The sequence below is a fragment of the Longispora urticae genome (genome assembly GCF_053902585.1).
In genome coordinates this window covers 18,940-42,345 of sequence record NZ_JAQZSH010000034.1, presented here as the reverse complement: position 1 = coordinate 42,345, position 23,406 = coordinate 18,940, and the positions used below count along the sequence as shown (strand labels likewise).

Here is a 23,406-nt window from a genome sequence, read left to right as displayed (position 1 = left end):
CCCCCGTACCCGACGACGGTTGTGGATCTGTGGTCTGAGCTGGCCGTTTGATCGGTTGCCCTCCCGGGTAGGTCCAGAGCGACCCAATTGAGGGGGGCGGCGATGACGGAGACCGAGTACGACGGGCCGCTACGCGAGCTGATCGGCTACGAGGTGAGCGGCCGCGACGGCCCGCTCGGCAGCGTCGACGAGGCGACCGGTGACTTCGGGCCGTACCTGCTGGTGGTGCGCGCCGAGGGGCATCAGACGGTGATCCCCTCGGACGCGATCGCCGGGGTGGACCCCGAGAACCGCCAGGTCAGGGTGGACCAGGTGACGCCCGCAGAGAAATATATGACATAGTACTGCGCATGAGCGTGCGTACCGTCGACTACCACACCGCCGGCGAGCCCTTCCGGATCGTCACCGGCCAGCGGATCCCGGGCGGCACCGTCCAGGCCCGCCGCGCGGCCCTCCTGCTCGCCCAAGCCGACCCCGGCGCGCCCGGCCGCGACGTCGAGGACCTGCGCCAGCTCCTCTGTCGCGAGCCCCGGGGCCACGCCGACATGTACGGCGGCTTCGTCGTGCCGGCCGACGACGAGGGCGCGCACTTCGGCGTCCTGTTCTGGCACAACGACGGCTACTCCACCGCCTGCGGGCACGGCACCATCGCCCTCGGCGCGTGGGCCGTGGAGTCGGGGCGGGTGCCCGCGCCCGACACCGGCACCGTGGAGGTCCGGATCGACGTGCCGTCCGGTCGGGTCGCCGCGCTGGTCAGCACCGAGGCCGGCCGGGTCACCGCCGTCACCTTCCGCAACGTGCCGTCCCGCCCGGTCGAGTTCGGCGTGCCCGCCGGGGGCGTGACCGTGGACCTCGCCTACTCCGGCGCGCTGTACGCCGTCCTCGACGCACACGCGCTCGGCCTCGCCGTCGAACCCGCCGCGCTGCCGGAACTGATCCGGGCCGGCCGGCGGATCAAGGCCGACCTGCCGGGCCGCGACCTGTACGGCGTCATCTTCCACGACCGGCGCGCGCCCGACCCCGGCACCGGCGGACTGCGGCAACGCAACGTCACCATCTTCGCCGACGGCCAGGTGGACCGCTCCCCGTGCGGCTCCGGCACCTCGGCCTGCCTGGCGCTGCTGCACGCCGACGGCACCCTCCCGGCCGGCGCGACCCTGCGGCACGGCTCGATCGTGGGCACCGAGTTCCTCGGCCGGGTCGTCGCCGACGGGTCGGACGGGTCGGTCACGGAGATCACCGGCATGGCGTACCGGACCGGGGAGTCGGTGTTCGAGCTCGACCCGGCGGACCCGCTCGGCACCGGGTTCGTCCTCCGGTGAGCGCCCTGGAACACCTCGGCCTGCTCGCCGCGATCGCCGCCGTCGAGGACGCGCTGCGCGCCGGGCTGGACCCCGAGGCCGACCCGCCCCGGAGCATCGTCGACCTGCCCGCCGGCCAGGTCCTGCTGATGCCCGGCGCCCACGACGGGTACGCCGGGGTCAAGGTCGCCACCGTCGCCCCCGGCAACCCGGCCCGCGGCCTGCCCCGGATCCAGGCCCTCTACCTGCTGCTCGACGCGGCCACCCTGAGCCCGCTGGCCACGCTCGACGGCACGGAACTCACCGCGCTGCGCACCCCGGCCACCTCCGCCGTCGCCGTCTCGCACCTCGCCGCCCCCGACGCGGCGCACCTGCTCGTCTTCGGCAGCGGACCGCAGGCGGCCGGGCACATCGCGGCGGTCCGGGCGGTGCGGCCGATCACCCGGGTCACGGTCGTCGGGCGCGATCCGGGGCGCACGGAACTGTTCGCGGCCGAGTGGGGGGCGCGGGTCGGCGTACCCGCCGATGTCGCCGACGCCGACGTGATCTGCTGCTGCACGACCGCGTCGACCCCGCTGTTCCCGGGCGCCCTGGTGCGGCCCACGGCGACCGTCGTGGCCGTCGGCTCGCACGAACCGGCCGTCCGGGAGACCGACGACGACCTGGTGGTCCGGTCCGACGTGTGGGTCGAGGCGCGGTCGGCCGCGTTGCGCGAGGCCGGGGACCTGCTCGGGCCGATCGGGCGGGGCGTGATCGGGCCGGAGCACGTGCGCGGCAACCTCGCCGACCTGGTCACCGGTCGGGTGGGGCCGCGGATGGACCGGCCCCGGTTCTTCAAGGGGGTCGGGATGGCCTGGCAGGACCTGGTGGTGGCCGCGGCGGCGCACCGGGCGCAGGCGGGCGGCCCGGCACCGGCCTGAGCGGGGCCCCCGGTGGCCCGGCCCGGTGCGCCCACAACGGGTTCGCCCAGCTCCCGCATGGGGTAGAACTGGAAGATGGTGGAGAGCGAGACCGATCGGGCGAAGCGGAACTTCGACGAGCTGCTCCAGGAGTTGCGGGTCGCGCAGACCGGCAACCAGATCCTCTTCGCCTTCCTGCTCACCGTCGCGTTCACGCCCCGGTTCGCCCAGGCCACCGGCTCCGAGAAGGTCGTGTACGTCGCCACCCTGCTGTGCGCGAGCGCCGCCACCGCCCTGTTCATCGCCCCCGTCAACCACCACCGGCTCACGTTCCGGCGGCGGATGAAGGGCCGGATCCTGCCGCTCGCGTCCCGGCTGGCCATCTGGGGCGTGTTCTTCGTGATGCTGGCCCTGACCGGCGCGCTGTACCTGGCCGTGAACACCGTCGCCGGCTCGCCGTGGGCCGGGCTCGCCACCGCCGCGGCCGGAACGACCTATGTGGTCCTCTGGTACGTCGTGCCCCTCGTCCGCAGGCTGCGCGGCTACCCCCGGGATTGAAAACCGCCCCGCCGGGTACCACCCATGGGGGTGCACCGAGGGGCGAGGGGGAACAGTGGGCGAGATCCGGATCGGTACCGCCTCGTGGTCCAACCGGACGCTGCTGGAGTCCGGTTGGTACCCACGGGCGGCCGACACCCCCGCCAAGCGCCTCGCGTACTACGCCGACCAGTTCCCGATCGTCGAGGTCGACACCACCTACCACGGGCCGCCGGCCGCCCGGACCGCCGCGCTGTGGGCCGAGCGCACCCCGCCCGGGTTCACGTTCGACGTGAAGGCGTTCAGTCTGCTCACCGGGCACCCGACCCAGCCGGACGCGCTGTCCCCGGACATGCGGCCCACCACCGGCCGGCGGTTCGTCTACCCCAAGGACCTGTCGCCGCGGGACTACCAGGAGGTGTGGGACCGGTTCCTGGAGGGGCTCGACCCGCTGGTCGACGCGGGCAAGCTCGGGGTGGTGCTGTTCCAGTACCCGCCGTGGTTCACCTACGGGGGCGTCAACGCCTGGCAGCTCCTGGAGGCTGCCGAACGGTGCGCGCCGCGCCGGATCGCCGTGGAGTTCCGGCACGCGTCCTGGTTCGAGGGCGACCGCCGGGCCGAGACGCTCGCGTTCCTGCGCCGGCACGATCTGCCGCTGGTGTGCGTGGACATGCCGCAGGGGCACCGCAACTCGGTGCCGCCGGTCGTCGAGGCCACCGCCGATCTCGCGGTGGTGCGCTTCCACGGTCACAGTCGGCAGTGGGCGAACCGGGACGTGGACGAGCGGTACCGCTACCTCTACAACGACCGCCAGCTGTCGCAGTGGGCCCGGCACCTGCGCGCCCTCGCCGAGCGGACCGAGGAGGTGCACGTGCTGCTCAACAACTGTTGCGCGGACAACGCCCAACGCAACGCGGCCCGACTGCGCGAACTCCTCGGGGTGGTGACTATCCTGTAGTCATGGCAGTACTGAGGGTGGAACGCCCGGGGGCCGCACGGCACGTCCGGCTCGTGGTCGAAGGCGACCTCGACATGACCACCTCGCCCGCGTTGTCGACCGCGATCCGCACCGCGCTCGGCGACGGGGCCACAGAGATCACAGTGGACCTGGGCGCCGTCGCGTTCCTCGACTCCACGGGCATCAGAGCCCTCTTCGACGGGTACCTGGACGCGACCCGGCTGGGCGGCTCGCTCGACGTGCACGGCGCGGGGGACTGGGTCCGCCGGGTGCTGGAGATCAGCGGCGTCGCCGAGGTGCTCCTCGCGCCGGTCACAGCAGGTGCCCGAGCCCGGTGAGTTCGAGCACCTGACGCGCGGGCCCGCCGACCGGGGCCAGCAGCCGCATCCCGTCGGAGTCCGCCGCGAGCCGGTGCAGCAGGAACACCCCCGCGCTGGCCAGCAGGGTCACCCCCGACAGGTCCACCACCACCGGCAGCGCGCCGCCCCGGCTGGCCGCCATCACCGCCTCCCGCAACTGCTCGGCCGTCTCCTGGTCGACCGGCCCGAAGACCCGCAGCACCGGCCGCTCGAAGTCCGTGGTCAGCTCCCCGGAGTCGCGGTCCGGGGTCGGGGCCGAGCCGAGCGGCACCGCCCTGCGGAGCGGTTGGTGGAACGTCACCGCCGTGCCCGACGGGGTCGCCGACACCTCCACCCGGTCCACCAGCGCGCGCATCAGCCGCAGCCCCCAGCCCCGGCCCAGGGGCTCCGGGGTGGGCTGCCGCCACCGGCCGCCGTCGGACAGGGTCAGGTGCGCCACGCCGTCCTCGCCGAGCCGGCACTCCACCCGCATCCGGTGCCGGCCCCCGGCCGGGTACGCGTGCTCGATCGCGTTCGCCGCCGCCTCGCCCACCACCAGTTGCAGCCCGGCGGCGTCCATCCCGGTGATGTCCAGCGCCGCCAGCCACGTCGCCACCGACGTGCGCAGCCCACTGAGCGCGCCGCTCCACGCCGGGAAGTCGACACTCAGATCCGCGCGGCGGGGTACCGGTTCGGCGGCCAGCAGGGTGACGTCGTCGGAGTACCCGGACAGGGCCAGGCGCTCCACGACCAGCGCGCACACCCGGTCCACCATCAGCTCGGGCACCGTCGTGTCCCCGCCCACCGCGTCGCGGACCACGGCGGAGACCACTTTGGACAGCCGGGCCATGCCGTCGGCGAGGGTGCGCCCGGGGCGCTCGACCAGGCCGTCGGAGTAGAGCAGCACCAGCTCGCCGGGGGCCAGCTTCTCGCGGTGCACCTCGGCCTTCCCCTGACCGGCCCCCAGCGGCCCGCCGGGCGCCCCGGGCAGGAACCGGATCCCGCCGTCCGGGTCGACCACCAGCGGGGCCGGGTGCGCGCGGCTCGTGTAGCGCACCTCCCCGGCGACCGGGTCGAGCACCGCCAGGCACACCGTCGCGCCCCGCGCCGTCGGCACCTGGGTGGCGAGCCCGTCCAGCCGGGCCAGGGTCTCGGCGATGTCCGCGCCGGAGGTCAGGGCCTGCAACGCGACCGCGCGCAGCTGGCCCATCGCGGCCACCGCCGGCGCGCCGTGCCCGACGACGTCCCCGACGAGCAGGGCCGCCCGGCCGTCGCCCAGCGGCACCACGTCGAACCAGTCCCCACCGGCGGCGGTGTCGGCCCCGGCGGCCAGGTACCGCGCGGAGGTGCGCACCCTCGGCAGGACCGGCATGCCCTGGGGGAGCAGGTTGCGCTGCAGGCCTAGGACGACGTCGCGCGCCTCCTGGTACCGGTGCTCGGAGACGGCCGCCCGGTCCTCCGCCGCCCTGCGCAGCCGGACGAGTTCCGTGGTCTCCACCGTGTACACCAGCAGGCCGCGGACCGTGCCGTCGGCGTGCAGGGCGGGCTGCGCGGAGTACGTGAAGAAGCCCTCCTCCAGCTCGCCGTCGCCGTCGCGGTCGATCAGCACCCGCAGTTCGGGCTGGGAACGGCCCTGCCCGGTGGCATAGATCTCGTCGAACATGGCGAAGATCTGCTGGCCCTCTAGTTCGGGCAGCACCTCGCGGACCGGCCGGCCGACGATGTCCGCGCGGTGGCCGGTGGAGGCGCGGGCCGCGCGGTTCGCGGCGACGACCCGGTGTTCGGGGCCCTCGAAGGCCCACAGGATGGCGGGTACGTCCTCGAAGGCCCGCACCACATCGGCCGGTTCGCCGGGAAAAGCCGCGCTTGGCTCCATAACCGGCATCCTAACGAGTGTGGCCCGGACCCGCCGGCAGGCGTCGTCCCGTGTCAGGCCGGGCCGGCGCGTCGGGGCTCCCACGCCGGGGACGACGAGGCCCCCGGCTCCGTGTCGGAGCCGGGGGCCTCGGGGGCCGGGTGGTCGCGCGGGTCGCGTGGCCCGGGGAGTCGCGCGGGTCGCCGTCAGGCGGCGGCGGAGCTCAACGCCAACGGGTCGCTCGGCGCCTTGGCCTTCGCGCCGGCCATCTCCTCGCCCAGCTCGACGAGCCGGTTGCGCCCCAGCGCCTTGCGGACCTTCGGGAACCAGTCCTTCTCCTCTTCCTCCACGTGGTGGCGGACGTTCTCGATCAGCACCGTGACCTTCGCGTCGAACGTCTCGTGCTTCGGGTCGAGGTCGCGGAGTTCGGAGAGCAGCCACACGACGACGTGGTGTTCCTCGACGCTCTCCAGGATGTGGTCCTCGGTCTCGGGGACCTGCCGGCGGGCGGCCGGGTAGAAGATGGTCTCCTCGATGAACGCGTGCGTCGTCAGCTCTTTGATGATCTTGTTGACCAGGGACCGCTTGGCCGCCGGGGTGGCCGATTCCTTCGTCTTCTCGAAGGTCTTGAACAGGCCCTCGACCGTCTTGTGGTCGTCCTTCAGGAGCACGATGCCGTCCATGTCGGATCCTCTCAGCGGTTCGGTGACAGTTCGTAGAGCGCGTACGCCTGGCGGATCACCGGGTGTGCGACGTTGCGGACGCGTACCCCGCCGGGGGTCCGGCCCCGCTCGGTGCCGGCGTGCGCGTGCCCGTGCACGGCCAGGTCGGTACCCGTGGCGTCGATGGCCTCGGCGAGCAGGTACGAGCCGAGGAACGGGAAGATCTCCGGCGGCTCCCCGGCCAGGGTGTCCGCGACGGGGGAGTAGTGGGTGAGCGCGACCTTGACGTCGCAGTCGAGCCCGCCGAGTGCCGCGGCGAGCCCGGTGGCGATGGTCTGGGTGTGCCGGACGAACGCCTTGGTCTCCGGCTCCCCGAACTCGGTCACGCACCTGCCGGCGAACCCGCCGCCGAAGCCCTTGGCCCCGGCCACCCCGAGCCGGACCCCGCGCACGTCCAGCACGGTGCCGGTCTGTTCGAGCACGTCGATCCCCGCGTCGAGCAGGATCTCGGTGACCTCCTTCTCGGCGTCGCAGTGGTAGTCGTGGTTGCCGAGCACGGCGATGACGGGTACGGCGAGGCCGCCGAACTCGGCCGCGACGCAGTACGCCTCCTCGGCGGTGCCGTGCCGGGTCAGGTCACCGGCGAGCAGCAGCACGTCGGCGCGGTCGCCCAGCTCGTCGAGCGCGGGCCGGTACCGGCCGACCACGCCCGCGTCGAGGTGCACGTCCCCGACGGCGGCGACCCGGACCCCGGTCACGACAGCACCTCCGTACCGTGCGGCGGGTGGGTTCCGGTGACCCCGATGTCGCAGTGCACCCGCACGTCGGGGAAGGCGCGCAGCACGGCCGCCTCGATCTGCTCGCGGCGTTCGGCGCTCTCCACCTCCCCGCACAGCAGCAGCTCCTCGCCGTGCTGTTCGACCCGGATGGCCTGCTCGGTGATGCGGTGGTCCTCGGCGAGCAGCCGGCGGACGGCGGCGACCGTGTACCCGTCGGTCATGCCAGGATCTCCAGCCGCTCGAGGAGGAACAGGAACGCCTGCGCGTACGGGGAGTGCGCGGTCTCCTTGGTGACCCGTTCCCAGTCGATCTGTTCGCGCAGCGAGCGCGCGGTCGGCAGGGCCCGGCTGAAGTCGCAGTAGTTCTCGCAGAACGTCGACATGGTGTGGATCATCAGTTCGGTGGCCGACAGCACCGGGATCCGGATGCCCTGTACGGGCAGCAGGTCGGTGTCGGCGAGGGTCTCCGCCGTCACCGGCCGGTCGACGGGCCGGAAGATCAGGTCCACGAGCCGGTCGTCGTCGTAGGCCTTGACGAGCCAGTCCTCGGGCGGGTCCTCGGCGCGGAACCCGCAGTCCACCAGGGCCTGCACTGCGCGGGTCGCGTCCGCCTCGAGGATGACGAAGTCCACGTCGTGCTCGGACAGCGGACCGCCCCGGGCGTGCACGGCGAACTTGCCGGCCAGCGCGAACGGCACTCCCGCCTGTTGCAACCCGGCGGCGGCCCGCTTGAGGGTTCCGAGCAGTTGCTGGTTCTCCTTGACTGACATACGTCACAAATACCCGGGGTCGACCGCCCGCAAACGGATCAGAGCAGGTTCGTGGCCACTGGGCGTTCGGAGTCCTGCGGCCATGGGGTCGGATCGGCGGCGCAGATCGCTGCCAGGGCGGACGCGGGCGCCCGGTCCTCCGCGAGGTCGCCGAGGGTCAGGATGCCCACCGGCCGGCCGCCCTCCGCGCACACCGGCAGCCGGCGCACGGCGTGCCGGCGCATCAGCCGGAGGGCGAAGTCGACCGGGTCCTCGGGGCCGAGCACCAGGGGATGCCCGGTGGCCAGTTCCCCGACGGTGGTGGAGTCCGGGTCCAGGCCGGCGGCGACGCCCCGCACCACGAGGTCACGGTCGGTGAGGATGCCGCGCAGGGTGGCGCCGTCGAGGACGAGGACGTCGCCGATGTCGTGGTCGGCCATGTGCTCGGCGGCCTCGGTCAGGGTGGCGTCCGCCGGCAGGCAGATCGGGCCACGGGTCATCAGGTTGCGCACGAGTCTGCTCACGGGTGGGTCCTCTCAGATGGTGGGGGGTGAGGCGCTGATGTCGGCGAGCGCGGAGTCCGGATCGCGTTCCACGGCCAGGTCGCCGAGCGTGAGGATGCCGATCGGCGCGCCGCTCGCGTCGCACACCGGGAGCCGGCGGACGCCCAGGTCGCGCATCATCTCCACGGCGATCTCGACGGGCTGGTCGGGTTCGAGGACGGCCGGCCGGGTCGTGCACAGGCTGCCCACGGTGGTGACGAGCGGGTCGGCGTGCAGGGCGAGGCCCCGGACCACGAGGTCACGGTCCGTGATGATGCCCTCGAGGATCCTGCCGGAGACGACGAGTACGTCGCCGATGTTGTGGTCGCGCATCTGCTCGGCGGCGTGCGCGAGCGTGGCGTCGGTCGGGACGCACACCGGGTTCGGCGTCATCAGGAAGCTCACTGTGTCGGACATCGGGCTGTCCTCCTCTGGTTGGCTTTCGCCCGGAGTTACCCGCCCGGAGGTCACCGCAAACGGCGGGACCAGCGCAGGAGCCTGGCCACGGGCCAGGTGTTGACGATCCGGTCGGTGGGCACCCCGGCGCGTTCGGCCCGCGCGCAGCCGTTGTCGAGCCAGTCGAGCTGGCCGGGGGCGTGCGCGTCGGAGTCGATGGCGAACAGGCACCCGGCGTCGATGGCGACCTTGAGCAGCCGCGACGGCGGGTCGAGCCGCTCCGGCCGGGAGTTTATCTCCACGGCGACCTGGTGCTCGGCGCACGCCGCGAACACCGCCGCCGCGTCGAACGTGCTCTCCGGCCGGTTCTTCCGCTCCGACCGCAGCCGGCCGGTGCAGTGCCCGAGGATGTTCACGTGCGGGTCGCGGACCGCCCGCAGCAGCCGGCGGGTCATCCGGGGCGAGGGTTCGCGCAGGCCGCTGTGCGCGCTGGCCACCACCACGTCGAGCCGGTCGAGCAGCTCGTCGGTCTGGTCCAGGGTGCCGTCGGCCAGGATGTCCACCTCGATCCCGGCGAGGACCCGCAGCCGGCGCCCGAGGACGGAGTTCACGGCGGCGATCACGTCGAGCTGCTCGGCGAGCCGTTCGGCGGACAGGCCCCGGGCGATGGTCAGGCGCGGCGAGTGGTCGGTGACCACCAGGTACTCGTGGCCCAGTTCCATCGCCGCCAGGGCCATCTCCTCGACCGAGTGGCTGCCGTCGGACCAGTTCGTGTGGCTGTGGCAGTCCCCGCGCAGCTCCGTCCGCAGGGCCGTGGGCTCCGGGGCGCTGATCTTCCTCAGGTACGAGGGCTCCTGGCCGGCCACGGACTCCGCGACGCAGGCGGCGGTGACCGCCCCGATCCCGGGCACGTGGGTGAGGGTGCCGGCCGCCAGGTGCGCGGCGAGGGCGGTGCCGCCCAGCCCGGCAACGGCGTCGGCGGCCTGCCGGAACGCCTGCACCCGGTAACTGCCCTCGCCCGCGCGTTCCAGGGCGAACGCGATGGCGCGCAGGTCCTCGGCGGGGTCCCGCCCGGACGTCTGGCGGACCTTCGGCGGCCGGCGGGTCGCGCGCGCGAGCAGCGGCGCGTACAGGTCCCCGTCGGCGGCCACCCGGTCGAGCACCTCCGGCGCGGTCCACAGCCGGGGCGCCTCGTCCCAGCCGAACGGCGCCGACACGGTCGGGTGCTCCGTGGCCCGCAGCGAGTACGGGGCCACGGTCGTCTTCGCCGCGTTGTTCTGGCTCCAGTCGATGAACACCTTGCCGGGCCGCAGCGCCTTCGCCATCCGGGACACGACCGCGCCCGGCGTCTCGCGTTCGAGCTCCTGGGCGATGTCGCGCACGTACCCGGACACCTCGTCGGCCGTGCGGTCGCCGGGCAGCGCGGCCATCAGCTGCATGCCCTTGCGGCCGCTGGTCTTCGGCAGCGCGTCGAGACCGTCGGCGGCGAGCCGGTCCCGGAGCCGCAGGGCCACGGCGAAGCACTCGGCCAGCCCGGCCGGCGGCCCGGGGTCCAGGTCGATGACGAGCCGGTCGGGGTGCTCCGGGTCGCCCGTCCGCCACTGGGGGACGTGCAGTTCCAGGGCGTTGAGGTTGGCCAGCCACACAAGGGTCGCCAGGTCCTCCACCAGCGGGTACTCGACGTCGCCCACGGTCACCGTCGGCACCCAGTCGGGCCGGCCGGCGGGGGAGTTCTTCTCGAAGAAGCTCTCCGCGGCCGCGCCGTGCGGGAACCGGATCCGGGTCACCGGCCGGCCCGACAGGTGCGGCAGCAGGACCGGGGCGATCCGGGTGTAGTAGTCGAGGACCTCGGCCTTGGTGAACCCGTCCGGGTACATCACCTTGTCCAGGCTGGACAGGCGCAGCACCCGGCCCTCGACGTCCACGGCCACCCGGTCAGGCATCCCGGACCCACTTCTCAGGCATCGTCGACCACCTTGCGCAGCCGGGGGAACCGCAGCCGGCCCGCGAGGGTCTCCTCGCCGTAGGCGACCTCCACCGTGACCAGCGGGGCCACCCAGTGCGCGCCGCGCCGGTCCTCGGCCGGCAGCTGCTCGGCGAACGGGGACGTCGGCTGTTCCAGGGGTTCCAGCAGGTTCAGGAGGTGCCGTTCGGTGGCCGCCGAGATGCCGCCGCCCACCCGGCCCCGGTAGACCAGGCCGCCGTCGGTGGGGCTGCCGACCAGGAGCGCGCCGATCCGCCGGGCGCCGGGCCGCCAACCCCCGACCACACAGTCCATCGTGTACTCGTGCTTGTGCTTCACCCAGTCCGGGCTGCGCGCCCCCGGCTGGTACCCCGAGGAGAGTCTTTTCGCGATCACGCCCTCCAGCCCGAGCTCCCGGGACGCGACGAACGTGGCCGCCCCGTCGTCGAAGCTCGGCGGCACCAGCACGTGCGGATGGTCCAGCGCGAGCCCCTCCAGCCGGGCGCGGCGGGCCTCGTAGGGCAGCGCGCACAGGTCCTCGCCGGCCAGCCGGGGCGCGTCGAACACCATGTACGTCACCGGCAGCTTCGCGACCAGCGCCGCCGGGGGCCGGTCGGTGTGCATCCGCGAGGCCAGCAGCTCGAACCGCGGCACCCCGTTGTCGAGGACCACGATCTCGCCGTCGAGCAGGGTGCCGGCCGGCAGGACCAGGTCGGCCAGCTCCGGGTACCGCAGCGTGATCTCGGTGCCGGACCGGGCCCACAGCCGCAGCCGGGAATCGGTCGCCGCCAGGCACCGCACTCCGTCCCATTTGGCTTCGAACGCCCAGTTCCCGCCCGTGGGCAGCGGGCCGTTCGTGGCCAGCATCGGAGCCATCGGCGCGGGCATCCCCCCATTTTCCCAGCTCAACAGGTCGATGAAGGCCAATCGTGCGATGCTGGCCTGGTGAGGGCGATCTGGAAGGGCGCCGTGTCCTTCGGCCTGGTGGCGATCAGCGTCAAGCTGTACTCGGCCACCGAGGAGAAGGACGTGCGGTTCCATCAGGTGCACCGCGCCGACGGCGGACGCATCCGCTACAAGAAGGTCTGCGAGGTGTGCGGCGAGGAGGTCGGGACCGCCGACATCGTCAAGGGCTTCGACATCGGCGGCGGCGAACTCGTGCTGCTCGACGACGAGGACATGGCGCACCTGCCGCTGAGTTCCTCGCGCTCCGTGGACGTGCTGGAGTTCGTGCCCGCCGACCAGATCGACCCGATCTTCTACAACAAGGCGTACTACCTGGAGCCCGAGAAGATCGCCGTCAAGCCGTACGTGCTGCTCCGCGACGCGCTGCGCACCGGCGAACGGGTCGCGATCGTCAAGGTCGCCCTCCGCCAGCGCGAACAGCTCGCCACCCTCCGGGTCCGCGACGACGTGCTGGTCCTCAACACGATGCTCTGGCCCGACGAGGTGCGCACCCCCGACTTCGGGTTCCTCGAGGACGACGTGCACGTCCGGCCGCAGGAGCTGGCGATGGCCGCCTCGCTGATCGAGTCGATGAGCGGGGACTTCGCGCCGGCGGACTTCTCCGACCAGTACCGGGCGGCCGTTCAGGAGGTCATCGACGCGAAGATCGCCGGCCGGGAGACCGTCGCGCCGCCCGCCGTGGAGGCCCCGACGGGCAAGGTGATCGACCTGATGGCCGCGCTGAAGGCCAGCGTCGCGCAGGCCCGGGCCGGGCACGCGGAGGCGGCCGAGCCGGCGCCCCGCACGACCGCCCCGCGCGCCGCCGCCCGGGCCGAGACCGCGCCGCCGAAGAAGACGGCCGCCAAGCGGGCGCTGAAGTCCGTGCCCGAGCCGGAGAAGAAGGCCGCGTCGAAGAAGGTGGCCGCCGCGCCCGCTCCCGCGAAGAAGGCCCCGGCGCGGCGGCGCAAGACCGCCTGAAAACCGTCGACGGGTACGCCCGCGCGCCGCCCGGCTCCGCCCTCTCCCCGCCACCACGGCCCCGCGTTCACGGTCCGCCCGGATCCCACGTTCAGCGCCGGTCCCGTGCGGGACGCCCCGGTTGCCGCCCGGTGGTCGTGCGGCGTTTGTGCCGGTGGTTTCCGGGGTAGACGGGGGGATGACCCGGGTGGTGGTGTTCGCGCCGTCGCCGGTTCTCACCGTGGTGATCGAGGACCGGGGCGGCGTTCCCGACGTGCACGTGCACGCCGGCGGGCAGGGCGTCTGGCAGGCGCGGATGGTCCGGTCCATGGGCGTGGACGTGACGCTGTGCGCGGCGCTCGGCGGGGAGACCGGCCGGGTGCTCGGCTACCTGATCGCCGACGAGGGCCTCGACGTCCGCGCCGTCGACGGGGCCTTCAGCAACGGGGCCTACGTGCACGACCGGCGCAGCGGCGAACGGGTCACGGTCGCCGAGGACCCCGGCGACCCGCTGCCCCGGCACGTCCTCGACGAGGTGTACGGCCTCACCGTCACCGAGGCCCTCGACGCGGGCGCGGCCATCCTGAGCGGCCCCGCCGGCCCGGTCACGGTGCCCGACGACATCTACCGCCGGCTCGCCACGGACCTGGGCGGCAACGGCTGCCCCGTCGTGGCCGACCTCGCCGGCGACCGCCTGGCCGCGGCGCTCGAGGGCGGGCTGGCCGTCGTGAAGGTCAGCCACGAGGAACTCGGCCTCGACCCCGACGACCACGACGCCCTGGTCGCGGCGGTCCGCGAACTGCACGCCTCCGGCGCCCGCACCGTCGTGGTGTCCCGCGCCGACCGGCCCGCGCTCGCCCTGACCGACGACGGCCTGTACGAGGTCCGGATGCCCCGTCTCGCCCCCGCCGATCCGCGCGGGGCCGGCGACTCGATGACCGCCGGGATCGCCGCCGCCCTGGCCGGCGGGCAGTCCGTCACCGAGGCCGTCCGGGTCGGCGCGGCGGCCGGCGCGCTCAACGTCACCCGGCACGGGCTGGGCACCGGCGACCGGGGCGCGATCGGGAAGCTCACCGCCAGGGTCGACCTGGTGCCGCTGACCGACGGCGTGGAGGGCACCACCCCCGACGCCCTCGCGACCCGCCTCGACACCCGGGCCGCGGCACCCGACGCGGCGGCCCGGGGGGCTCCGGCGTCCGGCGCCGGCGATCCGAAGCCCGGGGCCGGCGACCTGAAGCCCGCGGCGCCCGGCGCGGCCCGATGACCATCCGGGTACTCGTCACCAACGACGACGGGATCGACTCCCCGGGCCTCACGGCCCTGGCCGACGCGGCCCGGTCGCACGGCTGGGACGTCACCGTCGCCGCCCCGGCCGGCCCCGCGAGCGGCATGTCCGCCGCCCTCACCGCCGTCGAGCACGGCGGCAGGATCGGCGTGGCCGAACGCGCGCCGGGCGTGTACGCCGTCGAGGCCACCCCCGCCATGATCAGCCTGCTCGCGGTGCACGGCGCGTTCGGTGGCCCGCCCGACGTGGTGCTGTCCGGCATCAACCGGGGCGCGAACATCGGCCGGGCGATCCTGCACTCCGGTACGGTCGGCGCGGCCCTGACCGCCGCGTACCACGGGGTGCCGGCCCTCGCGGTGTCCCTGGACGTGGGGCTCTCGCCCGCCGGGTCGCCCCGCTGGGACACGGCTGCCGCGGTCACCCGCGAGGTGCTGCCCCGCCTCGCGGACCTCCCGCCCGGCACCGTCGCCAACCTGAACGTGCCCGACGCGGCGACCGTCCGGGGACTGCGGGAGGCGGGGCTGGCCGCCTTCGGCACCGTGCAGATCACGCTCGCCGAGACGGGGGAGGGTTTCGTGCGGACCCAGCTCACCGACGGCCCGGGACCCGGTACCCGTGACGGCAGTGATCTGGCTCTGCTCGCCCTGGGCTGGGCCACCCTGACCCTGGTGGAGGGCGTCACGGAGGCGTTTCCGGGCCGCGCCGGCCGGGTAGGAGGCGCCGAGAACCGGAAGGAGACCACCATGCCGAAGGCCTGGAGCGCCAAACGGGAACGACAGTACGAGCACATCGTGGACAGTGCCCTCGAGCGGGGCGAGTCGAAGGACACGGCGAAGGAGATCGCCGCCCGGACCGTGAACAAGGAACGGGCCCGCGCGGGCGAGGCCAGGGAGCCCAGCGCGCTGTCGGTCGACGACATCTCCTCGGGGCGGCGCGGCGGGCTGCGGTCCCACCGGGGCGCGGGCGGCCGGACCCGCGACCAGCTGTACGAGGAGGCGAAGAAGAAGAACATCAAGGGCCGGTCCACGATGACCAAGGCCGAACTGGAACGCGCCGTCGGCCGCTAGCGGCTCCGCGCCGGGGATCGTGGGGCGGCCGGTCGGTGCCACGTCAGGTGGGCCGACCCGCCAGCCGGGACGCCGCGCGGACGGAGCCGTCCGGATCGTCGGTGGCCATCGCGCGGATCCTGTCCAGTGCGGTGGCGCGGAACCCGGCGTCCAGGTCGAGGTCGCCCACCGGTCCCATGGCCCAGCCCAGCACCGATACCGCGTGGCGACGGATCAGGGCGTGCGGAGAGTCGAGCCCGGCGACCGCGCCGGGCAGGTCGGCGGCGTCGAGGGTGCACTCCCCACGGCCGGGCGCCAGCTCCTCGGCGAGCAGCGCAGCCAGGTCGGCGCGGCCCAGGGCGGCGTCGAGGAGGCCGTAGTCGAGCGGCAGGTGCGCGACGGCGTGGTCCCGGAACGACCGGTACGGTCCGGCGACGCCGCTGGCCACCGTACCCGCGGGCAGATCCCCGCGGTCGAGCAGCGTGTGGCCCGTGCCGAGGCGGGCCAGCGCGACCGCCACCCAGTTGCGGTTGGCCTCGTCGTCGTCGCGGCGCAGGTGGGCACGGAGTGCGGTGAGCACCTCGGGTGTGGGCAGGTGCAGGTCCGCGAGGAGCTTGGCGGCCTTCCACCGGGTGCCCGGGTGCGCCAGGCCGTCGATCACGGCCGGTACGGCGTCCGCGCCGAGTCCCAGGAGGAGCCGGGTCGCCCGTTCGGAGCTCAGCGGGCCCGGTTCCCTCGCGGGCCCGGGGACCAGGCCGACGGCTGCCGCCAGCCGGGCGATGCGCGCGTCGACCGGCAGGCGGAGGAGTTCGGCTTCGGCTGTTTCCGCTTCGGAGTAGTAGGGGAAGTGCTCGACCAGTTCCGCGTCGGTGACCGACCGCCGGAGCAGGAGCCCCTCCTCGTCGTCGAGGTAGCACACCACCGAGGGGGCCAGCAGGCCGTCGTCGACCAGGGACCGCTTCGCCCGCGCCATGGCGTCGAGCATCGACTGCTCGTAGCGTCCGTGGGCATCCTGCCAGCGGGCCCGGGGCAGTCCTTCGACGGCTCCGACCAGTCGCCGGGCCCAGTCGCCCACGGGCGGGGTGGCGGCCCATTCATGGGCGACGTGCACCCAGTCGGGTGGGCTGAACCGGCAGTCGGGATCGGACACGGACTCCTCGGTGGCCAGTGCCAGGACCGGAAGGTAGATGACTCCGGCGGTTTCGGCGTAGAACTCCGACAGCGCGAGGGCGTACGGCGTCTGGCCGGCCGCTCCGGTCAGCAGATCCCGGGCGGCGCCGATGATCCGCTCGGTCACGGCGTCCTCGAAGCCACCCCAGTCGAAACCCGTCATGATCGACACCGTACCCGGCTCAGCCGCCCCGCCCCGTACCCGTCGAGGGCGGTTGCCGGTTTCAGGTGCTCGGCGGGGCCGTGCAGATCGCGGCCAGCGTCGAGGACGGCGTGCGGTCGGTGACCACGTCGCCCAGGGACAGGATCCCCACCGGGTGCCCCTCCTCCCCGCACACCGGCAACCGGCGCACGGCGTTCTCCCGCATCACCCGCACCGCGTAGTCCAGGGGATCCTCCGGCCTCAGCACCCGGGGATGCGGGCTGGCCAGGTCGCCGATCGGCGCGCCCGCCCCCGCGTGGGCCGCGATCCCGCGCACCACGAGGTCCCGGTCGGTCACGATGCCGCAGAGCTTGCCCCCGTCGGTGACGAGGACGTTGCCGATCTGGTGGTCGAGCATCTTCCGCGCCGCCTCCGCCACGGAGGCGGTCGGCGGCAGGCACACCGGGAACCGGGTCATCAGGCTCCGGACGAGTTCGGTCATGTGGGGCCGCCTCCTTTGTCCGTACCACCGGACTACCCGGACGGTCCCCGTTTCATGCGTATCCTCCGGTCGCCATCCAGGTCCGGAGCTGGTCGAGCGCCCCGCGCAGCAGCCGGGACACGTGCATCTGGGACAGGGCGACCCGGTCGGCGATCTCCGACTGGGTGAGGTCCTCGCCGAAGCGGAGCGCGAGGATCCGGCGTTCCCGCCCGGACAGCCGGGCCAGCAGCGGGCGCAGGCTCTCCCGGGTCTCCACCACCTCCAGCGCGTGGTCCTCGGCCCCGAGCAGGTCGCCCAGCTCCGCGCCGGAGTCGACCGGGGACTGCAACGACACCGCCGTGTACGCCGCCGCGCAGTCCTGCCCGGCGCGCACGTCGGCCTCGCTGAGCCCGAGGTACCCGGCCAGGTCGGTCACCGTGGGCGTGCGGCCCAGGCGCTGGCCGAGCAGCCCGACGGCCTGGTTGAGTTCGAGCCGGGTCTCCTGCAACCGGCGGGGCACCCGCACGCTCCAGGCCCGGTCCCGGAAGTGGCGTTTGAGCTCGCCGGCGATGCAGGGCACGGCGTACGCGGTGAAGCCGGGGCCGCGGGTGGGGTGGAACCCGTCGACGCAGCGCACGAGGGCGACTCGGGCGACCTGCACCAGATCCTCCAGGGCCTCGCCCCGGTGCGCGAACCGGCGGGCGAGCCGGTCGGCCATGGGCAGGGCGGCGGAGATGACGTCCGCGCGGAGGGTGGCCCGGCGCGGGTGGCCGGCGGGGAGGGCCGCGAGTTGGTCCAGCAGGTCGGTGATCCGGTCCTCGACGGGGCGGGTGGTCCGGTCACCGGACCGGGCGGTCCGGTCTCCAGTGGGGCGGGAAGCCCGGTCCCTGACCGTTCGGGTGGGAAGGGCGGTAGTCGACACGACGTCCACCTCCAGCGATACCTCCGCGGGGCGTGCGGCACCGCGGTCACAGAGTGGGAATACGGTGTCGGTGCCCGCTGCTGGAGCGCCGCTGGAGGGCCTTCGCGCCGGGGCCCGTGCTGGACTCCGGAGCGTGCGCGCCTACCGGTTCTCACACTACGCTTACGAGACGTCACGCGTGGTGTGCTCGGCTGGACAAAAGTTCGGACGGCTGATCGGATGGGGCCATGACGGAGGAAGTACCGGCGAGTACGGACCCGGTGGAAGCGCTTTCGGGCATGGTGGCCCGCCTCCGCAGCGAGCGGGACGGTCTGCGCCGTGCGATGCGCAACCGTGCCGTCATCGAACAGGCGAAGGGCGTCCTGGTCGAACGGATGGCCATCGACCCGCAGGCGGCGTTCGACCAGCTCGTGGAGCTGTCCACCCACAGCAACGTCAAGCTCGTGGAGCTGGCCGCCGCGTTGGTCGCCACCCGTGCGCCGGCCCCCGCCGCCCTCGACGACGGCTGCCTGCCCGGCCTGGAAGCCCTGGACCAGCTCGCCGCGCCCGAGGCGCCCCGGCCGGCCCGCGCGCCGGTGTCGGCCGACCTGGAGGCGCTGCGGGCCCAGCACCAGCTGCTGTCCGCCCGGATCGCCACCGCCCGGTCCTACGACGAGCTCGCCCAGACCCTGACGGACAGCTCCGCCGGCTGGCCCCCGCCCACGATCGTCACCGTGATGGAGAGCGAGGCCGACGGCGCGCTGCTGCTCGTCGGCGCCACCGGCCTGTCGGCCGAGTCCCGCAGCCAGTGGGAGCGGGTGCCGCCGATCCAGGACCTGCCGATGGTCGCGGCCGCCCAGACCCGTTCGCCGGTACTGGTGCCCGAGGCCGCGGAGGACTGGTGGCTGTCGCGGGCCGTCGTCGCCCTGCCGTTGCTGCACGAGGACCGGGTCGTCGGCGTGGTCACCCTCGGCTGGGACGCCCCGCTCGAGGCCGACGACGACATGTGCGCGTACCTCTACGCCCTGGCCGAGCCGTGCGCCCGCCGGTTCACCGAACTCGCGGCCCCGGGGCCCGGTTCCCCGCACGAGGGCGGGGCCGAGGGCCGGGCGGACACGAGTGTGCTGCCCCTGCTGGTCGAGGCGCTGCGCCGACCGGCCGTCGTTCTGGTGCCCGAGTACGAGGACGACCGGATCGTGGACTTCCACGCCGAGTGCGGCAGCCCGGCCGCCCGCGAACTGGCCGCCGTCGAGGGGCTCGACATGTCCGACAGCAGCGTCCTGACGGTCCTGCCGCAGCTCGGCAGCCAGGTGCTGCTGCCGGCGCTCGCCGAGGTCGTCCGCACCGGGGAGCCGCTGGAACTCGCCGACGTGTGGATCACCCCGGAGCGCGAGGGCGTGCGCGGCTCGTACCTGGTGGACCTGCACGCCGCCCGGTTGTGGGACCGGGTGCTGGTCACCTGGCGGACGCACTCCGAGTCGGACCTGCTGCACGAGCAGCTGCTGTTCTCCGAGGAGGTCGTCGACGCCGGCTCGTTCTGGTGGAACCTGCGCACCGGCGAGACCCGCTGGTCCCCGGGCCTGTACCGGCTCGCCGGCCGCCGGCCCGCCGACGGTCCGCTGTCCGTCGACGCTGTCGACCGGTTCGTGGACCCCGACGACCTGGCCGGTGTGCCCAAGGCCGTCGACGACACCCTGCGCGGCGGCCGGACGCTACGGACCGAGGTGCGCGGCGCGGGCACCCTCGCCGGCCGGCGGCTGCGGCTGACCGCCGAGCCGAAGACCGACCCCGACGGCACCCTGTGGGGCGTGCTCGGCACGGTGCAGGACATCACGGACACCCGGCCGACGGGTACCCGCGACCCGCAGTCCGGGATGGCCGCCGCCGCCCGCCGGCACCGGCTCCTCGACGAACTCCTCGCCCCGCCGCCCGCCCGGCACGACGGCGACGGGCTGACCGTGGCGGGCCGGTCCGGCGCCCTGGGCACCTGGTACGACATCGTCGCGGCCCCCGACGGCGGCACCGTGCTCCTCGTCGGCGAGGTGGCCGGGGACGGGGCGGTCGCGGCGGCCCAACGGCTCCGGCACGCGGCGGCGGCGTACGCGGTCGCCGGCCTCGCGCCCGGTGGCCTGCTCGCCGGTCTCAACGCCTACCTGCGCCAGCGCGAGCCGGGCAGGATGGCCACGATGGTCGCCGCCCGGGTCGCCGCCGGTGGCCGGTCGGTCCGCTGGGCGGTCGCCGGCCAGGTGATCCCGCTGCTCTACCCGGCGGCCGACGCGCCCCGGGTGCTCTCGGGCCCGCTCGGCCTGCCCCTCGGAGTGGCCGGGGGCGTCGGGTACGACGAGTCCGAGAGCGTCCTGGACCCCGGCGACCGGCTGCTGCTCTACCCCGAGGGCCTGGTCGCGGGCGGGCTGGCCGGGGGACTGGCGACCCTGCTCGCGGCGCGCGAACCGGACCTGGAGGCCCTGGCGGGCGGCCGGGACCTGTCCCTGCTCCTGGCCCGCGCCGCCGACTAGCCGCCCGGCCCGCCGGCTGCCGCTAGCCGCAGTAGATGCATCCGGCGACGCAGCAGACGGCGCACAGTTCCAGGCAGAGCGCGCACCCGAGGGCGCAACAGGCCACGCAGTCGACAGGCGAGAACTCGGGGGCCTCCGTCTCGAGGGTGGGGTCGAAGAAGTCCCCGTCCGCGGCGGCGTACTTCCGCACGAGTTCGAGCGCGCCTTCGAGCTTCCCGCGGTCCGCGTCGGTCGCGTCGGCGAGCGCGTTCCGGAACACCGGTTCCAGCTCGGCGGGATCGCGCAGCCCGCGCAGACTCTGGAGCACCGTTCTCATGTACGGGGACAGGGCGCGGGTGCCCGCGGTCGCCCGGCGGACCGCGACGAGGAGTTCCTCGGCCACCCCGGCGGGCGCGTCGCGCCGGACCGCCTCGTGGACGAACTCCTTCGAGAGGTCCACGAACAGGTCGGGGTTGGTGACCAGGGCGTCCGGCAGCGCGTCCTTCGCCAGGCGCGCGTCGCCGCGGAACCGCGCGAGGATGTCGTCCCTGACAGCAGGGTTGTCGCGGATCCAGGAACGTGCTGCTTCCATGGGAATCCTCCTTGTTGGAGAAATGGGTCCTGATTCCGAACGGTAGTACTCGAACTTCGGCCGTGCGGGCGATCCGGGAGATTGCGGGACCCCGCCGCCGGCACCCCGACCGCGACCGTGTCAGGGGCGGTGACAGGACGGGGTCAGCCCGGTGACAGGCCGGTCGGCGATCGTCGACGCATCGGGCAACCAGACCCACGAACACACCGGGAGATTCATCATGGGTACGAACAACGGCGGCTTCTCGGACAAGGGCCTGCGCAGGGTACGTGACGTGCTGGAACGGCACGTGGAGTCGGGCAGGATCCCCGGGCTCGTCGCGCTGGTGGGCCGGGGCGGGGAGACGCACGTCGAGGCGATCGGCACGATGCGCCACGACGGTGGCCCGCCGATGCGCCGGGACACGATCTTCCGGATGGCGTCCACGTCCAAGCCGGTCGCGATGGCGGCGGCGATGGTGCTGCTCGACGAGTGCCGGCTGCGCCTGGACGACCTGGTCGACCCGTGGCTGCCCGAACTGGCCGACCGGCAGGTGCTCCGGAGCTACGACGGCCCCCTCGAGGACACCGTGCCGGCCCGGCGGCCGATCACCGTGCGGGACCTGCTGACCTCCACGTTCGGACTGGGCATGGATCTGACGTCCATCGGTACCCCGATCATGAACAGGATCTTCGAACTGAACCTGATCGGCCACGCCGCGCCGCAGCCCGAGCCGGAGGAGTGGATGCGCCGCCTGGGCACGCTTCCGCTGATGCACCAGCCCGGCGAGCACTGGCAGTACCAGATCAGCCACGACGTCGTCGGCGTGCTCGTCGCCCGGGTCACCGGCCAGTCGTACGAGACGTTCCTGCGGGAGCGGATCCTCGACCCGCTGGGCATGACCGACACGGGTTTCCACGTCCCCGCCGACAAGATCGACCGGTTGCCGCCCAGCTACGCGCCCGACCCGCGGACCGGGGAGTTCACCGTGTGGGACCCGGCCGACGGCGGACGCTTCAGCCAGCCCCCGGCCTTCCAGGGCGGCGGCGGTGGGCTGGTCTCCACCGTCGACGACTACCACGCCTACTTCCGGATGCTCCTCAACCACGGGACACACGACGGCGAGCGGATCCTGTCCCGGGCGGCCGTCGAGCTGATGACCACCAACTGCCTCACGCCCGAGGAGCAGACCGTCCGGAGCAACCTGGCCAGGAACGCCGTGCACATCTCGTTCGGCCAGGGGCAGCAGGGCGGCTGGGGCTTCGGGATGGCGGTCCGCACCTACCGCGGCGACTACGCGCCCGTCGGCCAGTTCGGCTGGGACGGCGGAACCGGCACCACCGCCTACGCCGACCGGGACAACCAGCTCACCGGTGTCCTGCTCACCCAGGTCGGCCTGTCGGTCCCGGACCCGGCGCGGCTCATCCACGACTTCTGGACCACGGTCTACCAGGCCCTCGAGGACTGACCTCCGGCCGGCACGGCTGGTCGCCCGTCGGGAGGTCGCCGCGACACGGCCGGCGGATGTCCTCGCCGGCCGTGTCGGATCCGGGGAAGTTGTAGTGCCCCGCTCCACGTCCGCGCCCGCCGAGGAGAGCCGCGGCCGTGTCGCCACCGGCCCGGGCGGCGCGGCCGGGCGTCGGATGCGTCCGGAGCCCCGTCGACAAACCGTTCGCCCGCCGGCCGGTACGCCGCTACCGTCCCCCGCATGAAAGAGAACCCCGGACCCACGGCCCCGACCACCACGGAGGAACACGGCCGGTACGTGAACGTCATCGACGTCGAAGCCACGTGTTGGCCGGGCCAGCCGCCCCCCGGCCAGGTGAACGAGATCATCGAGATCGGCCTGTGCGTCGTCGACCTCGCCACCCGCGACCGGATCTCCTCCCGCGGCATCCTCGTCCGGCCCGCCCGCTCCACCGTCAGCGCGTTCTGCACCGAACTCACCAGCCTCACCCAGGCCGAGGTCGACACCGGGGTGGACTTCGCGACCGCGTGTGCGAACCTCCGCGCCGAGGAGCGCGCCGACAGCCGGACCTGGCTGAGCTGGGGCGACTACGACCGCAGGCAGTTCGAGCGCCAGTGCGGCCCCGGCGGGGTGCGGTACCCGTTCGGGGCGCGGCACATCAACCTGAAGGCCGTGTTCACCGAAGCGCACGGCCTGCGCCGCCGGCCCGGCATGGCGGCGGCGCTGGAGATCGCCGGCCTGCGGCTGGAGGGACGGCACCACCGGGGTGTCGACGACGCCCGCAACATCGCCGCGCTGCTCCTGCACCTGCTCGCCGCCGGCCACGACCCGTTCGTCGCCCCCGCCCGATAGGCGCGCCGCTCCCGGTCGGCCGGGTCGGCGCGAACGCATATCGACCGACGTATTGCTTTAACGGTGAGGAGACTTTACGGTTTCCTCCACCGAGTCGTCCTGAGGTCGGGAGTGT

The 23,406-nt window shown here is 73.9% G+C and carries 25 protein-coding genes and 1 pseudogene; 12 read left to right on the top strand and 14 right to left on the bottom strand.

What is annotated here, in order from left to right; all coding sequences use genetic code 11:
• Nucleotides 1–102: 102 nt before the first annotated feature.
• The 6 genes from PT931_RS22235 to PT931_RS22210 all read left to right on the top strand — a co-directional run bounded on the left by PT931_RS22235 (nt 103) and on the right by PT931_RS22210 (nt 4,033).
• Entirely contained in the window at nt 103–342 is a 240-nt protein-coding gene (locus PT931_RS22235; RefSeq protein WP_456247694.1) for a hypothetical protein, read from the top strand.
• Between the two features lie 8 nt (nt 343–350).
• Complete coding sequence (locus PT931_RS22230; protein ID WP_456247693.1) at nt 351–1,322, top strand: proline racemase family protein; 972 nt, start codon at nt 351–353, stop codon at nt 1,320–1,322.
• Nucleotides 1,319–2,221: an ornithine cyclodeaminase family protein gene (locus tag PT931_RS22225; protein ID WP_456247692.1), complete on the top strand. Its 903-nt coding sequence runs from the start codon at nt 1,319–1,321 to the stop codon at nt 2,219–2,221. The genes PT931_RS22230 and PT931_RS22225 overlap by 4 nt, the downstream gene beginning before the upstream one ends.
• Nucleotides 2,222–2,296: 75 nt before the next feature.
• Entirely contained in the window at nt 2,297–2,758 is a 462-nt protein-coding gene (locus PT931_RS22220; RefSeq protein WP_456247691.1) for a DUF6328 family protein, read from the top strand.
• Between the two features lie 55 nt (nt 2,759–2,813).
• Complete coding sequence (locus PT931_RS22215) at nt 2,814–3,695, top strand: DUF72 domain-containing protein (RefSeq protein ID WP_456247690.1); 882 nt, start codon at nt 2,814–2,816, stop codon at nt 3,693–3,695.
• Between the two features lie 2 nt (nt 3,696–3,697).
• On the top strand, nt 3,698–4,033 hold the full coding sequence (locus PT931_RS22210; RefSeq protein WP_456247689.1) for an STAS domain-containing protein: 336 nt from the start codon (nt 3,698–3,700) through the stop codon (nt 4,031–4,033).
• Here the strand turns inward: PT931_RS22210 and PT931_RS22205 are convergent.
• From PT931_RS22205 to PT931_RS22160, 10 genes and pseudogenes are all read right to left on the bottom strand, one after another.
• Entirely contained in the window at nt 4,008–5,909 is a 1,902-nt protein-coding gene (locus tag PT931_RS22205) for a SpoIIE family protein phosphatase (RefSeq protein ID WP_456247688.1), read from the bottom strand. The genes PT931_RS22210 and PT931_RS22205 overlap by 26 nt on opposite strands.
• A gap of 185 nt (nt 5,910–6,094) precedes the next feature.
• On the bottom strand, nt 6,095–6,571 hold the full coding sequence (locus PT931_RS22200) for a hemerythrin domain-containing protein (RefSeq protein WP_456247687.1): 477 nt from the start codon (nt 6,569–6,571) through the stop codon (nt 6,095–6,097).
• Between the two features lie 11 nt (nt 6,572–6,582).
• Complete coding sequence (locus tag PT931_RS22195; RefSeq protein ID WP_456247686.1) at nt 6,583–7,308, bottom strand: metallophosphoesterase family protein; 726 nt, start codon at nt 7,306–7,308, stop codon at nt 6,583–6,585.
• Nucleotides 7,305–7,550: a hypothetical protein gene (locus PT931_RS22190; protein WP_456247685.1), complete on the bottom strand. Its 246-nt coding sequence runs from the start codon at nt 7,548–7,550 to the stop codon at nt 7,305–7,307. Before PT931_RS22190 ends, PT931_RS22195 begins: the two co-directional genes overlap by 4 nt.
• The gene (locus PT931_RS22185; RefSeq protein ID WP_456247684.1) at nt 7,547–8,098 is read right to left on the bottom strand and encodes a nucleotidyltransferase family protein; all 552 of its coding nucleotides are present in this window, start codon (nt 8,096–8,098) and stop codon (nt 7,547–7,549) included. Before PT931_RS22185 ends, PT931_RS22190 begins: the two co-directional genes overlap by 4 nt.
• A gap of 38 nt (nt 8,099–8,136) precedes the next feature.
• A complete protein-coding gene (locus PT931_RS22180; protein ID WP_456247683.1) occupies nt 8,137–8,601 on the bottom strand; it encodes a CBS domain-containing protein in 465 nt (154 codons plus the stop codon).
• Nucleotides 8,602–8,613: 12 nt separating this feature from the next.
• On the bottom strand, nt 8,614–9,036 hold the full coding sequence (locus PT931_RS22175; RefSeq protein WP_456247682.1) for a CBS domain-containing protein: 423 nt from the start codon (nt 9,034–9,036) through the stop codon (nt 8,614–8,616).
• Between the two features lie 50 nt (nt 9,037–9,086).
• Nucleotides 9,087–10,136, bottom strand: a complete 1,050-nt coding sequence (locus tag PT931_RS22170; RefSeq protein WP_456247746.1) for a PHP domain-containing protein — start codon at nt 10,134–10,136, stop codon at nt 9,087–9,089.
• Nucleotides 10,131–10,958, bottom strand: a pseudogene (ligD, locus tag PT931_RS22165) (non-homologous end-joining DNA ligase); the annotation flags it as partial. The pseudogene ligD and the gene PT931_RS22170, both read right to left, overlap by 6 nt.
• Nucleotides 10,959–10,972: 14 nt before the next feature.
• Nucleotides 10,973–11,866: an ATP-dependent DNA ligase gene (locus tag PT931_RS22160; protein ID WP_456247681.1), complete on the bottom strand. Its 894-nt coding sequence runs from the start codon at nt 11,864–11,866 to the stop codon at nt 10,973–10,975.
• Between the two features lie 57 nt (nt 11,867–11,923).
• Between PT931_RS22160 and ku the strand changes: the two genes are divergently transcribed.
• The 3 genes from ku to surE all read left to right on the top strand — a co-directional run bounded on the left by ku (nt 11,924) and on the right by surE (nt 15,232).
• Nucleotides 11,924–12,901: a non-homologous end joining protein Ku gene (gene ku, locus PT931_RS22155; protein WP_456247680.1), complete on the top strand. Its 978-nt coding sequence runs from the start codon at nt 11,924–11,926 to the stop codon at nt 12,899–12,901.
• Between the two features lie 178 nt (nt 12,902–13,079).
• Nucleotides 13,080–14,144 (top strand): PfkB family carbohydrate kinase, encoded by a 1,065-nt coding sequence (locus PT931_RS22150; protein WP_456247679.1) that lies wholly within the window; start codon nt 13,080–13,082, stop codon nt 14,142–14,144.
• The gene (gene surE, locus PT931_RS22145; protein WP_456247678.1) at nt 14,141–15,232 is read left to right on the top strand and encodes a 5'/3'-nucleotidase SurE; all 1,092 of its coding nucleotides are present in this window, start codon (nt 14,141–14,143) and stop codon (nt 15,230–15,232) included. The genes PT931_RS22150 and surE overlap by 4 nt, the downstream gene beginning before the upstream one ends.
• 43 nt (nt 15,233–15,275) lie before the next feature.
• On the opposite strand, the gene PT931_RS22140 is transcribed toward surE, so the two are convergent.
• The 3 genes from PT931_RS22140 to PT931_RS22130 form a co-directional block, all read right to left on the bottom strand.
• A complete protein-coding gene (locus tag PT931_RS22140; RefSeq protein ID WP_456247677.1) occupies nt 15,276–16,544 on the bottom strand; it encodes a DUF4303 domain-containing protein in 1,269 nt (422 codons plus the stop codon).
• Between the two features lie 61 nt (nt 16,545–16,605).
• The gene (locus PT931_RS22135) at nt 16,606–17,025 is read right to left on the bottom strand and encodes a CBS domain-containing protein (protein ID WP_456247676.1); all 420 of its coding nucleotides are present in this window, start codon (nt 17,023–17,025) and stop codon (nt 16,606–16,608) included.
• 52 nt (nt 17,026–17,077) lie between these two features.
• Nucleotides 17,078–17,926 carry a SigB/SigF/SigG family RNA polymerase sigma factor gene (locus PT931_RS22130; RefSeq protein WP_456247675.1) on the bottom strand — a complete coding sequence of 283 codons (849 nt, stop codon included), beginning with the start codon at nt 17,924–17,926 and terminating at the stop codon, nt 17,078–17,080.
• A gap of 227 nt (nt 17,927–18,153) precedes the next feature.
• On the opposite strand from PT931_RS22130, the gene PT931_RS22125 reads away from it, so the two are divergent.
• Nucleotides 18,154–20,421 carry a SpoIIE family protein phosphatase gene (locus PT931_RS22125; protein ID WP_456247674.1) on the top strand — a complete coding sequence of 756 codons (2,268 nt, stop codon included), beginning with the start codon at nt 18,154–18,156 and terminating at the stop codon, nt 20,419–20,421.
• 22 nt (nt 20,422–20,443) lie between these two features.
• Here the strand turns inward: PT931_RS22125 and PT931_RS22120 are convergent, their stop codons facing one another.
• On the bottom strand, nt 20,444–20,992 hold the full coding sequence (locus PT931_RS22120) for a hypothetical protein (RefSeq protein ID WP_456247673.1): 549 nt from the start codon (nt 20,990–20,992) through the stop codon (nt 20,444–20,446).
• Between the two features lie 220 nt (nt 20,993–21,212).
• Between PT931_RS22120 and PT931_RS22115 the strand changes: the two genes are divergently transcribed.
• Together PT931_RS22115 and PT931_RS22110 are read left to right on the top strand one after the other, a co-directional pair.
• The gene (locus PT931_RS22115; RefSeq protein ID WP_456247672.1) at nt 21,213–22,439 is read left to right on the top strand and encodes a serine hydrolase domain-containing protein; all 1,227 of its coding nucleotides are present in this window, start codon (nt 21,213–21,215) and stop codon (nt 22,437–22,439) included.
• Between the two features lie 240 nt (nt 22,440–22,679).
• Nucleotides 22,680–23,291, top strand: coding sequence for an exonuclease domain-containing protein (locus PT931_RS22110; RefSeq protein ID WP_456247671.1), 612 nt, complete (start codon nt 22,680–22,682; stop codon nt 23,289–23,291).
• The last annotated feature ends 115 nt before the right edge of the window (nt 23,292–23,406 follow it).

Coding starts and splice junctions, on each gene's coding strand:
- PT931_RS22115 (WP_456247672.1), top strand. CDS start 21,213: ATGGGTACGAACAACGGCGGCTTCTCGGACAAGGGCCTGCGCAGGGTA.
- PT931_RS22210 (WP_456247689.1), top strand. CDS start 3,698: ATGGCAGTACTGAGGGTGGAACGCCCGGGGGCCGCACGGCACGTCCGG.
- PT931_RS22200 (WP_456247687.1), bottom strand. CDS start 6,571: ATGGACGGCATCGTGCTCCTGAAGGACGACCACAAGACGGTCGAGGGC.
- PT931_RS22160 (WP_456247681.1), bottom strand. CDS start 11,866: ATGCCCGCGCCGATGGCTCCGATGCTGGCCACGAACGGCCCGCTGCCC.
- PT931_RS22110 (WP_456247671.1), top strand. CDS start 22,680: ATGAAAGAGAACCCCGGACCCACGGCCCCGACCACCACGGAGGAACAC.
- PT931_RS22185 (WP_456247684.1), bottom strand. CDS start 8,098: ATGTCAGTCAAGGAGAACCAGCAACTGCTCGGAACCCTCAAGCGGGCC.
- PT931_RS22230 (WP_456247693.1), top strand. CDS start 351: ATGAGCGTGCGTACCGTCGACTACCACACCGCCGGCGAGCCCTTCCGG.
- PT931_RS22175 (WP_456247682.1), bottom strand. CDS start 9,036: ATGTCCGACACAGTGAGCTTCCTGATGACGCCGAACCCGGTGTGCGTC.
- PT931_RS22120 (WP_456247673.1), bottom strand. CDS start 20,992: ATGGAAGCAGCACGTTCCTGGATCCGCGACAACCCTGCTGTCAGGGAC.
- PT931_RS22220 (WP_456247691.1), top strand. CDS start 2,297: ATGGTGGAGAGCGAGACCGATCGGGCGAAGCGGAACTTCGACGAGCTG.
- PT931_RS22135 (WP_456247676.1), bottom strand. CDS start 17,025: ATGACCGAACTCGTCCGGAGCCTGATGACCCGGTTCCCGGTGTGCCTG.
- PT931_RS22140 (WP_456247677.1), bottom strand. CDS start 16,544: ATGACGGGTTTCGACTGGGGTGGCTTCGAGGACGCCGTGACCGAGCGG.
- PT931_RS22190 (WP_456247685.1), bottom strand. CDS start 7,550: ATGACCGACGGGTACACGGTCGCCGCCGTCCGCCGGCTGCTCGCCGAG.
- PT931_RS22235 (WP_456247694.1), top strand. CDS start 103: ATGACGGAGACCGAGTACGACGGGCCGCTACGCGAGCTGATCGGCTAC.
- PT931_RS22125 (WP_456247674.1), top strand. CDS start 18,154: ATGACGGAGGAAGTACCGGCGAGTACGGACCCGGTGGAAGCGCTTTCG.
- PT931_RS22150 (WP_456247679.1), top strand. CDS start 13,080: ATGACCCGGGTGGTGGTGTTCGCGCCGTCGCCGGTTCTCACCGTGGTG.
- surE (WP_456247678.1), top strand. CDS start 14,141: ATGACCATCCGGGTACTCGTCACCAACGACGACGGGATCGACTCCCCG.
- PT931_RS22205 (WP_456247688.1), bottom strand. CDS start 5,909: ATGGAGCCAAGCGCGGCTTTTCCCGGCGAACCGGCCGATGTGGTGCGG.